Raw genomic sequence first — 14947 nt, 5'->3', positions numbered from 1 at the left:
ATGATCATATGCACGGGCGTTGCTGAAATTTGTGGCATTTGCCGGGCTGCGCTGTGGGTGCTTTTGCAATAGCCCTTCCAGTTTTGGCGGCGCAGATGAAGTTGTGGTTGGGGATGACGGGGACAAGATGACGATGTGGGTGGCGAATGGCTTGTCGCAGGATTTGCCGTCGGGCGTGGTGATGGCGGGCAACTGGCAGGGGGCCGAACTTGCGATCTGGCGCAGCGTTTCGGGGCGGCTGGCGGCTTGGGGGGATCGGTGCCCGCATCGTGGCATGCGGCTGTCGCATGGTTTCGTGCGCGGTGAGACTCTGTCCTGCATCTATCACGGCTGGACTTATGGCAGCGACGGCGCGTGCAGCAAGATCCCGGCGCATCCAACGATGGTGCCGCCCGCAGCGATCAAGGCTGAGGTTTATCAATGTGTTGAGGCAGATGGGGTGATCTGGGTTGGTCCTGCCGGACCAGAGGCCGATCTGCCCGATCTGTCAGGGATGGTTGCGGTGCGCTCGGTCAGCGTCTTGGGCGATGTGGCCGCTTTGACGCGGGCCTTGCCGGGGTTTGTTGCGGATGGCGCGCTATGGCGGGGGCAGGTGGGCGGCGTGTCGGTAAGCTTGGTGGTGCAGGCGCGCGGCGCGGGGCTGGGGCTGCACGCGCTTTGCGGGGCAGCGGCGCACCGGGTCGCGGTGTCACGCTGGCTGGATGGCGTGGTGCAACTGGTCGAGCAGGAGGCTTTGACATGATCCCTGCAGCGGTTTTGAACGAATGGTATCCGGTGGCGATGATCGCGCAACTGGCTGCGTGGCCGGGGCGGCAGACCTTGCTTTTGGGCAGCGAGATCAATGTGTTCCGCGATGCCGCGGGTGCTGTTGTGGTGCAGGGCGCTGATGGCCCGCTGGCCGTGACTTTGGCTTACGGCCATGTCTGGGCCTGCCCGGGGGTGCCTGCGCATCCGCTGTTTCCGATCCCCGAAGCGGATCAGCCGGGCCGCCGCTTGGTCGATTGCGGGGTTGTGCGGGTGAAATGTTCGCCGCTGCGGGCGGTCGAAAACTTCCTCGACATCGCGCATTTTCCGTTCGTGCATACCGATGTTTTGGGGGCCGAGCCGCATACCGAAGTCGGGCGGTACGAGGTGCAAATCCGCGAGGACAGCGACGAGGTTTGGGCGACCAAGGTGCATTTCTACCAACCGCAGGCCGCGAAATCGGCGGCGGGCGGGATTGTCACCGAATATATGTATCGGGTGGCTGCACCGACGGCGTCGGTTCTCTATAAAACCTGCCCGAACAATGCCGATGAATGGGATGTGATCGCAATTTTCGTGCAGCCTTTGACGGAAGAACTCTGCGAGGTTTGGCCGTGGATGGCGTTGTTTGACGACACCACGCCGCAGGCCGATCTGATCCAGTTTCAGCAGATGATCTTCTTGCAAGACCGCTCGATTCTGGAAAACCAGATCCCGCGCCTGCTGCCGCTTGATCCGGGGAAGGAGATTCCGACGCAGGCCGATCTGACCTCGATCGCTTATCGGCGTTGGTTGAAACGCAAGGGGCTGACCTACGGTGCGCAGATGGTGGCGGCATGAAACTGTATGATTATGTGCTGTCTGCCAGTTGCTATAAGGTTCGGCTTATGGCGGCGCTGCTGGGCGAAAAACTGAGCACTGAGGCGGTCGATTTCCACCCCGGTCGCGCCCATCGCAGCCGAGAGTTTCGGGCGCTGAACCCGGCAGGCACCCTGCCTGTGCTGGTCGATGGCGGGCTGATCCTGACGGAAAGCACCGCGATGCTGGTCTATCTGGCGCAACGCGCGGGCAAAGTTTGGCTGGGCGACGGCAGCCCCGTTCAAGCCGCGCAAGTGCAGCAATGGCTGGCATTCTCGGCGCGGCTGGGCGGGTCTTTGGGCATGGCACGGCTGCATGATATGTTGCTTTATGCCGGCGATATTGACGCCTTGCGCCGGGCTGGGGTTGCTGCCCTGCGCGAGTTGGAAAGCCATCTGACCGAAGCCCGCTTTGATGGCCGCATCTTCCTGACAGGCACCACCCCCACGATCGCCGACATTGCTTGTTTTCCCAATGTCGCGCTTGCGCCGGATGGCGGCGTATCGCTCGACGATTACCCGTCAATTCGCCTGTGGTCGCGTGCCATCCGCGCGCTGCCCGGTTTCATTGAAATGCCCGGCATCCACCGCCTGCACGAATTGAAGCCCGCCCCCGAAGCCGTGCCACCGCTGGAGGCTTTGCTATGAGTTACCTGCTGAAAAACTGCGCGGCGATTGTGACCTCTGCCTCTGATCTGGTGTTGGCGGGGCAGGATATGCTGATTGAGGGCAAACAGATTGCCGCCATCGGCCCCAACTTGCACGCGCCGGGGGCCGAGGTGATCGACGCCTCGGGCTGGTTCATCTATCCGGGGCTGGTCAATACGCATCACCATTTCTTTCAATGCTTTGTGCGCAACCGTGCCGATCTGGATTGGACCAAGCTGTCGGTGATCGAATGGCTGGACCTGATTTATCCGATCTTCTCGCGCCTGACCGAGGATCAGTTTTATCACGCAAGCGTGGTGGCTTTGGCCGAGTTGATCAAGCATGGCTGCACCACGGCGTTTGATCATCAATACAACTTTCCGCGTCATGCAGGCAGCCGCATCGTGGATCGCCAGTTTGAGGCCGCCGATCTGTTCGGCATCCGCTTTCATGCGGGCCGGGGCGGCAATACGCTGCCGAAATCCGAAGGCTCCACCATCCCGGATGAGATGCTGGAGACGACCGATCAATTCATCACCGATTGCGCGCGGTTGATTGATAGCTATCACGACGCGGGGCCGTTCAGCATGCGGCAGGTGGTGGTGTCCCCCTGCCAGCCGGTGAATTGCTATAAGGATACGTTCGTGGAATCGGTGCGGCTGGCGCGTGACAAGGGCGTGTTCCTGCATACGCATGTCGGTGAAGGCGAAAGCCCGGTGATCGAGGCGCGGACCGGGATGCGCACGGTGCAATATCTTGAGGAAATTGGCTTTTCTGGCCCAGACACCTTCTATGCCCATTGCTGGGAATTGACCCATGCCGAACTCGCCCGCATGGCCGCGAGCAAAACCGGCGTGTCGCATTGCCCCGAGCCGGTCTATCTGGTTGGGGCCGAAGTGACCGATATTCCGGCGATGCAGGCGATGGGTTTGCGGATCGGTATGGGCTGCGATGGGGCTGCGTCGAATGACAATTCCAATCTGATGCACACCATCCATTCCGGCTATATGCTGCAATGCTTGGCCGCCAACACGCGCAAACATCCGGTGCCCGAGCCAAGCGCTTTCCTTGGCTATGCCACCCAAGGCGGCGCAGACCTTTTGGGCCGCAAAGACCTTGGCCGCTTGGCCCCCGGCATGGCCGCTGATCTTTTTGCCATCGACACCCGCCGTCTGGAATATGTCGGAACCCGCCACGACCCGGCCAGTCTGATCCCCAAGGTCGGCGTCGGTCGCCCGGTCGATATGACGATGATCAACGGCCGCATCGTCTGGCGTGATGGCCAGTTCCCCGGCCTTGACGAAGGCGATCTGTTCACTCGCGCCGAAGCATCCTTCCACCGCATCCTGTCTTGATCCCAAAGGAAACCCGATGACCCAAACCCGCCGCTCTTTCCTGAAAACCTCGCTGGCTGCCAGCACCGCGCTGGCGCTGCCGATCCCGGCCTTTGCCCAAGACGGCGTGCTGAACGTCGCTTTGATCGTGCCCTCGCCCGCCGCTGATGTCGGCTGGTCGCACACGCTGGAACTTGGCACTAAGGCGTTGGAGGCCGAATATGGTGACAAGATCAAGGTGACGCTGCTGGAGAATATCGCCGAAGGCCCGGACGGCGACCGGATCATGAACAAGACCGTGGCGGATGGGAATACTTTCCTCATCCTCGGCTCGTTTGGCTATATGAACGGCGGGCTGAAGCTGGCAAAGGCGCATCCGGAAGTGTCGATCCTGCACGCTTCGGGCTATCAGGTGGCACCGAATTTCTCGCCGTTTGGGGCGCGCTATTATCAGGGCACTTACCTGATGGGGATGGCGGCGGCGTCGCTGACCAAATCGAAGAAGCTTGGCTGCGTTGGCGCGTTTGCGATCCCCGAACTGATCACCTCGATCAACGCTTTTACCTTGGGCGCGCAATCGGTTGATCCAAGCATTGAGATTTCGGTGGTCTGGGTGAACTCGTGGTTCGATCCGGCGTCGGAACAAGAGGCCGCGAAGGCGTTGTTGGCGCAGGGCTGCGATGTCGTGTTCTCGAACGCACAAGACACGCCGTCGGTGGTGGCTGCCTGTGAAGAGGCCGGGGCCTATGTGTTCAACCTGAACTCGTCGATGAAAACCTATGCGCCGAAGAAATATCTCGGCGTGGTCGGCACAGATTGGGCCCCGTTCTTCAAAGCGTCGGTCGCGGCGCATCTCGCGGGCACCTTCGCCGGGTCGAGTGCGTGGCTGGGCATGGCGGACAATTGCGTGTTCGTGGCCGATTGGAACCCCGATATTGCGCCCGAGATGGCCGCGAAGATTGAGGCCGTTCACGCCACGCTGCTGGATGGCAGCTTCAGCCCGTTCACCGGGCCGCTGACCAACCAAGACGGTGCCGAGGCTGTCGCCGCTGACGTGACCTTGGGCGATGATGCGATCTTGTCGATGGATTGGCATGTCAAAGGCGTGACCACGCCGCTGCCGAAATAACGCCATGACCGCGCTGCTGTCTTTGCAAGGTGTTTCAAAGCGTTACGGCGCGGTCAAAGCCAATTCCGGGATTGATCTGGTGGTCGATCCCGGCTCTATCCATGCGATCTTGGGCGAAAATGGCGCGGGTAAATCCACGCTGATGAAGCTGATTTATGGGGTGGAAAGCCCCGACGCAGGGTCAATCCTGTGGAAGGGTCAGCCTGTGACCCTTGCCAGCCCCGCCGACGCCCGCCGTCTTGGCATCGGCATGGTATTTCAGCATTTCTCGCTGTTTGAAACGCTGTCGGTGGTGCAGAATATCGCGCTGATCGTGCCGGGGCGGCAGGCCGATCTGGCCCGCCGCATCCGCGCCTTGGGGGCCGAATTTGGTCTTGAGGTTGACCCCGAAGCGATGGTGCATGCGCTTTCGGTGGGAGAGCGGCAACGGGTGGAAATCATCCGCTGCCTGCTGCTGGAACCAGAGCTGTTGATCCTTGACGAGCCAACCTCGGTGCTGCCGCCGCAAAGTGTTGCGCGGTTGTTTGACACCCTGCGGGCGTTGCAGGCGCGCGGCATGGCGATCTTGTTCATCAGCCACAAGCTGGAGGAAATCAAAGAGCTTTGCGATACCGCCACCATCTTGCGTGGCGGGCAAGTGACGGGCCGGGTTACTCCGCGCGATCATTCCGCCAAAGATCTTGCCACGCTGATGATTGGCCGCGCCATGCCGCCGCCTTTGCCTGCGACGCCGCAAGCGCAGGGTGAGGTGCGGCTGGAACTGAGCGGGCTGGACTATATCAACGACGACCCGTTCGGTGTGTCTTTGCGCGATGTTTCCCTGCGTCTGCACAGTGGCGAGATTGTCGGCATCGCGGGGATTTCCGGCAATGGTCAGCAGGAATTGGCGGCGCTGATCTCGGGCGAGGTGATGCGGCCGGGTGATGCGATCCGCATGATGGGCCGCGCAGTGGGCGGGCTTGATGCCGCACATCGCCGCCGCTTGGGCTTTGCCTTCGTGCCGGAAGAACGCTTGGGGCGTGGCGCTGTGCCGGATATGTCTTTGGCGGATAACGCTTTGCTGACCGCCCACAGCGCGGGACTGGTGCAGCGCGGCTTTATCCGGCGCGGCCCCGAGCGCGCCTATACCGCCGCGATCATCGCCGCCTATGACGTGCGCACCCCCGGCCCAGAGGCCGAAGCGGCGGCTTTGTCGGGCGGCAATCTGCAAAAGTTCATCATGGGGCGCGAGATGATGCTGGCCCCGAAATTGCTGTTGGCCTCGCAGCCGACTTGGGGTGTCGATATTGGCGCTGCCACCGATATTCGCCAGCGGCTGGTGGCCATGCGCAATGAAGGGGCTGCGATTTTGGTGATTTCCGAGGAGTTGGAAGAGTTGTTCCAGATCTGCGACCGCCTGCATGTACTGCACAAGGGGCATCTTTCGCCGTCGTTGCAGACGGCTGCGACCAGCGTTGAACAGGTTGGCAGCTATATGATTGGGGCAGGCGCATGAGCATCAGCTTCACCCGCCGCGCTAAGGCCTCGCGCGTGGCCATGCTGCTGGCTCCGGTCGTGGCGTTTTGCTGCGCGATTGTGGCAAGCGTTATCCTGTTCACCGCTTTGGGAAAGTCGCCCGGTCAGGCGCTGTATTCGCTGCTGCTGGAGCCGTTTCTGTCTTGGTATAACTTTTCAGAAGTGCTGCTGAAGATGGCGCCGCTGCTGCTGATCGCCCAAGGTCTTGCGATTGGTTTTCGCGCCAACGTGTTCAATATCGGCGCAGAGGGGCAGTTGATCATTGGGGCCATTGCGGCCTCGGCGCTGCCGGTGTGGTATCCGATGGGCGATAGCGCGTGGATGCTGCCCGCGATGCTTGTGATGGGGGCGGGGGCGGGGATGGCTTGGGCCGGGATTGCCGCGCTGTTTCGCACCCGGTTCAATGCCAATGAAATTCTGGTGACTCTGATGTTGTCGCTGATCGCCGCACAGGTGCTGAACTATCTGCTGCTTGGCCCGTGGAAAGACCCAAATGGCTTTAACTTTCCGCAAAGCGTGATGTTCCCGGATGCGGCCTTGCTGCCGATCCTGTTGCCGGGAACGCGGGTGAATGTGTCTTTGCTGCTGGCGCTTATCGCCAGTGTGCTGGCCTATGTGCTGATGCGCCACCGCTTTTCCGGGTTTCAACTGCTGGTCGGCGGGCTTGCGCCCCGCGCGGCCCGCTATGCCGGGTTCAGCGAGACGCGCGCGATCTGGATGAGCCTTCTGCTCGGTGGTCTGGCGGCAGGGCTGGCGGGCGCGTCCGAGGTGGCGGGGCCGCTGGGGCAATTGCAACGCTCGGTTTCCACCGGTTACGGCTATTCCGCGATCATCGTGGCCTATCTGGGCGGGTTGAACCCGCTGGGCATCGTGATTTCGGCCTTTGTGATGTCGGTGATCTATATTGGCGGCGATAATGCGATGGTGTCTGCCGATCTGCCGGTGGCGGCGGTTTGGGTGTTTCAGGGGCTGTTGCTGTGCTTCTATCTCGCGGGGCTGACCTTTATTCGCCACAAGGTCACATGGATCCGTCGGAAGGTTGCGCCATGAACGCGGTGGATTTCATTCTGGCCGGGATGCTGGCGGCGGCGACGCCGATGTTGCTGGCGGCCTTGGGCGAGATGGTGGTCGAGCGCTCGGGCGTGCTGAACCTTGGGCTTGAGGGCATGATGGCTTTGGGCGCGGCTTTGGGGTTTATCACCACATATACCTATGACAGCCATGCGTTGGGCTTTCTGGTGGCTGCTGTGGGTGGTGCTGCGCTGGCGCTGGTGTTTGCGCTGATCGTGCTGGGGTTTGTCGCCAATCAGGTCGCGGCAGGGCTGGCGATCGGGATTTTGGGCACCGGGCTGTCGTCTTTGTTCGGCAAGAGTTTTGAGAGCCTGACGATCTCTGGCCTGCCGAAACTGGCGCTGCCGCTGCTGTCGGATATTCCGGTGCTGGGGGCGTTGTTCGTGCAGGATGTGGTGGTCTGGCTGACGCTGCTGCTCGCCTTGGCGATTTGGGCGGTGATGAACCATTCCAAACTGGGCCTGATCATCCGCGCTGTGGGCGAAAACCCGCATGCGGCCCGTGCGATTGGGTTTCGGGTGTTGCGGGTGCGCTGTGCGGCGATTGCTTTTGGTGGCGCGCTGGCAGGGATTGCGGGGGCCTATGCCTCAACGGTTTATACGCCATTGTGGGCTGATGGCATGATCGCGGGGCGGGGCTGGATCGCGCTGGCTTTGGTGGTGTTCGGCACTTGGGCCACGGGGCGGGTGGTGTTTGGCGCGTTCTTGTTCGGGGCGTTGTCACTGGGAGAGCTGACCACGCAGGCGGCTGGCGTCAACATCCCGTCGCAACTGTTGGCTTGTGTGCCCTATATCGTCACCATCCTGATGCTGGCGGTGATTTCATCCAATCGGCGGCGGATGCGGTTGAACACGATTGCATCGCTGGGGCAGCCATTTGAGAAATAGCGCGTTGCTGCATCGGTCCGCGGGGGCTCACCCCCGCACCCCGAGGATATTTGAGAACAGATGAAAGCGAATTTTAGTCAAATTGTGCGGGTTTAAGCGCGGTGCGTGCGCCTTGTTTGGCGAGGATCTCGACAAAGCTGCGGCCGGTTCTGGCTTCGGCGTGCAGGACAACTTGGGCTGCGGCGCGGGCATCTTCGCCGGCATCATGGTGTTGAAATTCCAAGGAAAGTGCCTGTTTCAGATGGCCAAGGCCGTGGCCGCCGCAGCCCAGATACTCGGGCCAGGCGCGCCGCGCTATGGTGACGCTGTTCACCCAATGCATCAGCGGCGTGTCAAGCCCGTGCCAGCCGCAGGCGGCATCGACGGCGCGTTGATCGAAGGTTGAATGTTGCACGACAGGTTGTTGCATCATCAGAGGCGCGATGGCTGCGAACACCGCCGGGAACAGCGGCTGGCCGCGCACCGATGCGGCGTTGATGCCGTGGAGTTGGCTGTTGAAATCGGAAAACGGCTCGTCCGGGTCGACCAGCAGGCTGAACGTGTCGATCTGGCCCCAATCATCGACGCAGGCCAGCCCAACCTGACAGATGCTATGGGCATTGCGGTTGGCGGTTTCGACATCGAAAGCGATGAAGCGGTAGGGCGGTTTCAAATGGGCGGGGATCATCGCGCGGGCCTTGAATTGGGGAGGCTTACTGATGGCGCAAAGCTTCGATCGGGTCCAGCCGTGCTGCGCGCCGGGCCGGGAAATAGCCAAACACCACGCCCACCAGCGCCGAAAAGCCAAAGGCCAGCGCCACCACGGCGGCTGAAGGCGCAAACGGGATTGCCATGAAGATCGAGCCGCCAAAGGCAATCGCCAGCCCCAACGCAATGCCGATAGCCCCGCCCAGCAGCGACAAGACCACCGCCTCGACCAGAAACTGCAGCAGCACCTGGCCCGCACTGGCCCCGACCGCCAGCCGGATGCCGATTTCGCGGGTGCGTTCGGTCACTGACACCAGCATGATGTTCATGATGCCAATACCGCCCACCAGCAAGCTGACGGCAGCCACCGACGACAGCAGCCCCGTCAGCACCGCATTGATGCCGCCCAGCATGTTCGACAGCTCTTTCATATCGCTGACGCTGAAATTGTCAGATTGGGTCAGCCCGATCCTGCGGCGCTCGCGCAGAACCTGTTGCACGGCTTTGATGCCATCTGCCGCCGAAACCGATTTGCGCAAAGCCACCGCGATGCTGTCGACATCGGTGTTGCCTTCCATCCGACGCTGCACGGCTTTGACGGGCATCAGCACCACATCATCCTGATCCTGCCCGAAGCTGCCCGCCCCCCGCGCCACCAGCACGCCGAGCACAAGGCAAGAGACGTTTTTCACCCGGATGCTTTGGCCAAGTGGGTCCGATCCGCCAAACAGTTTTGTGCTGACCGACTGGCCCAGCACGCAGACCGCAGCGCCTGCACTTTCCTCGGATGGATCAAAGCTGCGCCCGGCGCTGAGCGGCCAGTTCTGCACCAGTTGATACGCGCCCGAGGTGCCATAGACCTGCGTGCTGGCATTGGCATTGCCGAACACCACATTCTGCGTCGTGCTGACCACCGGCGCGGCATAGACCACCTGCGGCAGCACAGCCAAAGCCTCGGCATCTTTCAGGGTAAAGCGTGGGGCAGGGGCGCCTGCGGTGGGCGGGCCAAAGCCGCGGGTGCCGGGGCGGGCGGTCAGCACATTGGTGCCCAAGGCGGCGACGCTGGCATTGACCTGTTGCGACGATCCTTGCCCGATCGTCACCATCGCAATCACCGCAGCAACCCCGATCACCACGCCCAGCACGGTCAGAAACGTGCGCAATTTGTTGCGGATGATGGTGATGAAGGCAAGGGTTACGGTTTCCCACAGCATCTAAGCGCCCTGCCGCGTAAGGGGGGGAGTGGGCTGGTCATGGCTAAGTTTGCCATCGGTGAACACCAGCAAGCGCTGGGCATAGGCTGCGATGTCTTCCTCATGTGTGACCATCACAATGGTGATGCCGTCGCGGTTCAGCGCCTGCAGCAGTTGCATGATCTCGTGGCTGCGTTGGCTGTCGAGGTTGCCTGTCGGTTCATCCGCCAGAATAACCATCGCATCAGAGGCCAGCGCGCGGGCAATCGCCACCCGCTGCTGCTGCCCGCCCGACAGTTGCGACGGATCATGATGTGCGCGCCCTGCAAGCCCGACCTTTTCCAACGCCGCTTGGGCGCGTGCCACCCTGTCAGACTTGGCCATGCCTTTGTAGATCAACGGCAATTCGACATTTTCCAGCGCCGATTGCCGCGCCAGCAGGTTAAAGCCCTGAAACACAAAGCCCAGACAATGCCTGCGCAACAAGGCGCGGCGGTCTTGGTCTAGGTCTTGCACCTCGACGCCCTGAAACAGGTATTTCCCCGCCGAGGGCCGATCCAGACAGCCAATGATATTCATCGCGGTGGATTTGCCCGAGCCTGACGGCCCCATGATGGCGACGAACTCGCCCGCTTGGATTGACAGATCAACCCCGTCCAGCGCGCGCACTTCGGCTTCGCCTTTGCCATAATGGCGCTGCACATCCGCGAACTGGATCAGCGCCGCCATCAGCGGCTGCCTGCGGTTTGATCAAGGATCACCTGATCGCCCTCGGCCACTGCGCCGCTGACCACGGTATAGCGGCCATCGCTGGCCCCCAGCGTCACCGCCACCTCAGAAGGTTGCCCCGCTTTCAGCAGCCAGACCGATTTGCCGCTGCCGACCGAGGCCCCTTCGCCGCGCCCGCGCGATGGCAGGATCAGCCCGGCCAGACCGCCCGCCGATTGACGCGCCCCGGCTTGCGCGGGCGGCGCATAGCGCAAAGCCGCATTCGGCACCAGCAAAGCCGCTGCCACCTGATCCACCGTGATCGCCGCCGTCGCGGTCATGCCGGGGCGCAACACGCCGTCGGGGTTAGCGACCGACAAAACCGCCTTGTAGGTCACCACATCATTGGTGGTTTCCGGCGCGAACCGCACTTGGGTGATCACCGCGGGAAAGCTGCGGCCCGGATAGGCTTCGACCGTGAAAGCGGCGGTGTCGCGGATGTTGACCTTGCCAATATCGGCCTCGTCAATATCAACCAGCAGCTCCATCCGCTCCAGATCTTCGGCCAGCTTGAAGAGGACGGGGGCTTCAAAGTTCGCCGCCACAATCTGCCCGTCCTCGGCGCTGCGGTTCAGCACCACGCCGTTGATCGGGCTGCGAATTTCCGCCTTGCCCAGATCGGCGCTGACCAGATCGAGATTGGCCTGCGCCAAGGTCAGATCGGCGCGTGCGATGTCGACCGCTGCCTGCGCGCGCTGATCCGATGCTTCAAACCCGACCATATCCTTGCGCGTCGCCACCCCGCGCGATGACAATTCTTGTTGGGTTTTCAACACCTCTGCCGCCTCGCGCGCGGTGGCTTCGGCCTGCGTCACCCGTGCTGTGGCCGAGGCCAGTTGCGCGCGGGCATTGTCGACCTGTGCGACCAACTTGGTGGTATCGAGCCGTGCCAGCACTTGCCCCACCTTGACCACATCGTTGAAATCAACCTCGACGCTGGCCAAAGTGCCCGACAACTCGGACGAGACTTCGACTTCGGTGGTTGGCTGCACCGTCCCCGTCGCCGTCACCACTACGACCAGATCGCCCTTGGTCACGGCTTCGGTGGTATAGCGCACCTGCGCCGCCCCGGCGCTGCGGCTGGTGTAATACCACCCCAAAGCCCCGGCCAAGACCGCCAGCACCAGCACAGCCCAAGGCCAGCGCCGCCGCTTGGCCCGCCCGCCCAGCATCTTTGCAATATCGTCACTGCTTTGCATCTGCACCCTTCGCGGCATTTGGCTTTATACGGCGGCGCAAGCGCGTTCCGTCTGTGAAAGATGTGGTGTCAGACGGTTATGGCAATGGCCTCAACTGCCACGATAGGTTGAATAGGCAAACGGCGAGATCAAAAGCGGCACATGGTAATGCCCCGTCGCATCCGCCACGCCAAACCGGATCGGGATTTGATCGAGGAAAAGCACCTCGCCCACCGCCTGACCGCTGCTGCGCAGATAATCGCCGGCACAAAACACCAGCTCATAAGTGCCCACCGTCAGCGCAGCGCCCTCCAGCAGCGGCGCATCGCTGCGGCCATCGGCATTGGTCACCACCTCGGCGATCTTCTTGTGGCTGTTGCCGCTGACCCGGTAGAGCATGATCTTCACGCCAGCCGCAGGCTTGCCCCGCGCCGTATCCAGCACATGCGTTGACACCTTGCCCATATCCGCCCCTTCCATCCTTGCGCCCCGGCCCTGAAACCCGGCCTTGCACCTTAGCCCAAACTTGCCCGCCGCCGCAGCCCCTGCCAAGCCGCAAAACTCCTTTCGGGATTATTTGATAAACCCCCGCCGATATTCGATATAGTCTGGGTGAAAAGGAGTTGCCCATGTCCCGCTACCCCCGCGATTTCCGAGGCCACGGCCCCGATGCCCCCGACGCGCAATGGCCGGGTGGTGCGAAAATCGCGGTGTCCTTGGTGCTGAACTATGAAGAGGGTGGCGAGAACAACATCCTGCACGGCGACGCAGGCTCTGAGGCGTTTCTGTCCGACATCGCAGGTGCAGCCCCTTGGCCCGGGCAACGCCATTGGAACATGGAATCGATCTACGATTACGGCGCGCGGGCAGGGTTCTGGCGGCTGCACCGCCTGTTCACCGGCATGGATATTCCGGTGACGATCTACGGTGTGTCGACCGCTTTGGCCCGCAACCCCGAACAGGTCGCCGCGATGAAATCGGCAGGGTGGGAAATCGCCTCACACGGTCTGAAATGGGTCGATCACCGCGATATGCCCATCGACGAAGAACGCGCCCAGATTGCCGAAAGCATCCGCCTGCACACCGAAGTCGTGGGCGAGCCGCCGCGCGGCTGGTATACCGGGCGCTGCTCGGTCAACACCGTCGATCTGACCGCCGAGACGGGCCAATTCGACTGGATCTCTGACACCTACGACGACGATCTGCCCTATTGGCGCGAGGTCGGCGACCGCGATCAGCTGGTGATCCCCTACACGCTCGAAGCCAACGACATGCGCTTTGCCACGGCACCCGGCTACATCGAAGGCCAACAGTTCTTCCAATACCTGAAAGACAGCTTTGATACGCTTTATGCCGAGGGCGAAGCTGGCCGCGCCAAGATGTTCTCGATCGGCCTGCACTGCCGCCTGATCGGCCGACCGGGGAAAATCGCGGGCCTCAAGCGCTTCCTCGACTATGCAAAATCCCACAATCACGTCTGGTTCCCCCGCCGGATTGAGATCGCCGACCATTGGGCAAAGGTCCATCCGCACAAGCGCTTCTCCCGGCCTTCTCAGATGACACGCGAAGCCTTCGTCGCCGCCTATGGTTCCATTTTCGAACATTCGCCATGGATCGCCGACCGCGCCTTCGATCTGGAACTCGGCCCCGCGCATGACAGCGCCACAGGCCTGCACAACGCGCTTGCCCGCATCTTCCGCTCCGCCTCGCCAGAAGAACGCCTGCAAGTGCTGCAAGCCCACCCCGATCTTGCCGGCAAACTCGCCGCCGCCAAACAACTGACCGAGGCATCCAGCGCCGAACAGGCCAGCGCCGCCCTCGATGCCCTCACCGATGCCGAGCGCAGCACATTCCAATCCCTCAACGCCCAATACACCCAAAAACACGGCTTCCCCTTCATCATCGCCGTGCGCGACCACTCCAAGGCGCAAATCCTGCAAGCCTTCCAAAACCGCATCGCGCATGACACAGAAACCGAATTCCAAACCGCCTGCAAAAACGTCGAACGCATCGCCGCACTCCGCCTGAAGGACATCTTGCCATGAGCCCATATTACACCCCCCCCGGCGGCCTTCCGGCCCAAACCACGCTGATGACGGGCCGTGCTGTGTTCACCAACGCCTATGCCTTCATCCCGAAAGGCTGCTTTTCCGACATTCTGACCAGTTGCTTACCCGGCTGGCGTGGCACCAAACTCTGGCTGATCGCGCGGCCGATGTCGGGGTTTTCCGAAACCTTCAGCCAATATGTGATGGAGGTGCAACCCGGCGGCGGCTCTGACACCCCCGATGCCGAAACCGGGGCCGAACATTTCTTGTTCGTCACGGGTGGCCTGATCACCCTGACCATTGATGGCATGGGCTACGAAATGGACGCAGGCGGCTATGCCTTCATCCCACCGGGGGCGAAGTGGCAGCTTCTGGCCGAGGGCACCCATCCCGCGCGCTTCCACTGGATCCGCAAACTTTACGAACCGGCCCCCGGCGTGGCTGTCCCGCCCGCCTTTGTGATCAATGAAAAAGATGTCGCCCTCAGCCTGATGCCCGACACGGGCGGCGTCTGGGGCACCACCCGCTTTGTCGACCCGACCGATGTGCGCTACGACGCCCATGTCAATATCGTCACCTTCCAACCCGGCGGCGTGATCCCGTTTGAAGAAACCCATGTGATGGAACACGGGCTTTATGTGCTGGAAGGCAAAGCGGTCTACAAACTCAACCAGGATTGGGTTGAGGTCGAGGCTGGCGATTTCATGTGGCTGCGCGCCTATTGCCCGCAAGCCTGCTACGCCGCAGGCCCGGGCCGCTTCCGCTACCTGCTTTACAAAGACGTCAACCGCCACGCCAATCTGCGGGGGCCGGGCGGCTACCGCCCAAGCCGCTAACCCTCTAAAACTTATCTAAAACTTTTCATCTGTTCCTAAATATCCCACGGGG

Annotated in this window: 15 protein-coding genes; 10 read left to right on the top strand and 5 right to left on the bottom strand. The window is 61.9% G+C overall.

Translation table 11 applies throughout. The features are described 5' to 3' along the window. The first annotated feature begins 127 nt into the window (after positions 1-127). Genes QQJ98_RS07945 through QQJ98_RS07910 form a run of 8 tightly spaced genes read left to right on the top strand, consistent with a single transcriptional unit; the run spans position 128 to position 8185 of the window. On the top strand, positions 128-742 hold the full coding sequence (locus QQJ98_RS07945; protein WP_284324818.1) for a Rieske 2Fe-2S domain-containing protein: 615 nt from the start codon (positions 128-130) through the stop codon (positions 740-742). Beyond that, on the top strand, positions 739-1584 hold the full coding sequence (locus QQJ98_RS07940; protein WP_284324817.1) for an aromatic ring-hydroxylating oxygenase subunit alpha: 846 nt from the start codon (positions 739-741) through the stop codon (positions 1582-1584). The genes QQJ98_RS07945 and QQJ98_RS07940 overlap by 4 nt, the downstream gene beginning before the upstream one ends. Next, positions 1581-2249 carry a glutathione S-transferase family protein gene (locus QQJ98_RS07935; protein ID WP_284324816.1) on the top strand — a complete coding sequence of 223 codons (669 nt, stop codon included), beginning with the start codon at positions 1581-1583 and terminating at the stop codon, positions 2247-2249. The genes QQJ98_RS07940 and QQJ98_RS07935 overlap by 4 nt, the downstream gene beginning before the upstream one ends. Continuing rightward, positions 2246-3604, top strand: coding sequence for an amidohydrolase (locus QQJ98_RS07930; RefSeq protein WP_284324815.1), 1359 nt, complete (start codon positions 2246-2248; stop codon positions 3602-3604). Before QQJ98_RS07935 ends, QQJ98_RS07930 begins: the two co-directional genes overlap by 4 nt. A 16-nt stretch (positions 3605-3620) precedes the next feature. After that, positions 3621-4712 carry a BMP family ABC transporter substrate-binding protein gene (locus QQJ98_RS07925; protein WP_284324814.1) on the top strand — a complete coding sequence of 364 codons (1092 nt, stop codon included), beginning with the start codon at positions 3621-3623 and terminating at the stop codon, positions 4710-4712. Between the two features lie 4 nt (positions 4713-4716). After that, positions 4717-6207 (top strand): ABC transporter ATP-binding protein, encoded by a 1491-nt coding sequence (locus tag QQJ98_RS07920; protein WP_284324813.1) that lies wholly within the window; start codon positions 4717-4719, stop codon positions 6205-6207. After that, positions 6204-7277, top strand: coding sequence for an ABC transporter permease (locus QQJ98_RS07915; protein WP_284324812.1), 1074 nt, complete (start codon positions 6204-6206; stop codon positions 7275-7277). Before QQJ98_RS07920 ends, QQJ98_RS07915 begins: the two co-directional genes overlap by 4 nt. Next, positions 7274-8185 carry an ABC transporter permease gene (locus tag QQJ98_RS07910; protein WP_284324811.1) on the top strand — a complete coding sequence of 304 codons (912 nt, stop codon included), beginning with the start codon at positions 7274-7276 and terminating at the stop codon, positions 8183-8185. Before QQJ98_RS07915 ends, QQJ98_RS07910 begins: the two co-directional genes overlap by 4 nt. A gap of 73 nt (positions 8186-8258) precedes the next feature. Here the strand turns inward: QQJ98_RS07910 and QQJ98_RS07905 are convergent, their stop codons facing one another. The 5 genes from QQJ98_RS07905 to uraH form a co-directional block, all read right to left on the bottom strand. Further along, complete coding sequence (locus tag QQJ98_RS07905) at positions 8259-8852, bottom strand: exonuclease domain-containing protein (protein WP_284324810.1); 594 nt, start codon at positions 8850-8852, stop codon at positions 8259-8261. 25 nt (positions 8853-8877) lie between these two features. Beyond that, positions 8878-10086: an ABC transporter permease gene (locus QQJ98_RS07900; RefSeq protein WP_284324809.1), complete on the bottom strand. Its 1209-nt coding sequence runs from the start codon at positions 10084-10086 to the stop codon at positions 8878-8880. Continuing rightward, a complete protein-coding gene (locus tag QQJ98_RS07895) occupies positions 10087-10794 on the bottom strand; it encodes an ABC transporter ATP-binding protein (RefSeq protein ID WP_284324808.1) in 708 nt (235 codons plus the stop codon). Beyond that, entirely contained in the window at positions 10794-12032 is a 1239-nt protein-coding gene (locus QQJ98_RS07890; RefSeq protein ID WP_284324807.1) for an efflux RND transporter periplasmic adaptor subunit, read from the bottom strand. The genes QQJ98_RS07895 and QQJ98_RS07890 overlap by 1 nt, the downstream gene beginning before the upstream one ends. A 90-nt stretch (positions 12033-12122) precedes the next feature. Continuing rightward, positions 12123-12476: a hydroxyisourate hydrolase gene (uraH, locus tag QQJ98_RS07885; RefSeq protein WP_284324806.1), complete on the bottom strand. Its 354-nt coding sequence runs from the start codon at positions 12474-12476 to the stop codon at positions 12123-12125. A 164-nt stretch (positions 12477-12640) separates the two neighbouring features. Here uraH and puuE point away from each other — a divergent pair, with 164 nt between their 5' ends. Together puuE and QQJ98_RS07875 are read left to right on the top strand one after the other, a co-directional pair. Beyond that, entirely contained in the window at positions 12641-14056 is a 1416-nt protein-coding gene (gene puuE, locus QQJ98_RS07880) for an allantoinase PuuE (RefSeq protein ID WP_284324805.1), read from the top strand. Continuing rightward, entirely contained in the window at positions 14053-14895 is an 843-nt protein-coding gene (locus tag QQJ98_RS07875; protein ID WP_284324804.1) for a bifunctional allantoicase/(S)-ureidoglycine aminohydrolase, read from the top strand. Before puuE ends, QQJ98_RS07875 begins: the two co-directional genes overlap by 4 nt. Positions 14896-14947: the final 52 nt, after the last annotated feature.

Origin of the sequence: Cypionkella aquatica (genome assembly GCF_030161095.1) — a bacterium.
Classification (GTDB): domain Bacteria; phylum Pseudomonadota; class Alphaproteobacteria; order Rhodobacterales; family Rhodobacteraceae; genus Cypionkella; species Cypionkella aquatica.
This window is presented reverse-complemented; position numbering and strand designations above follow the sequence as displayed.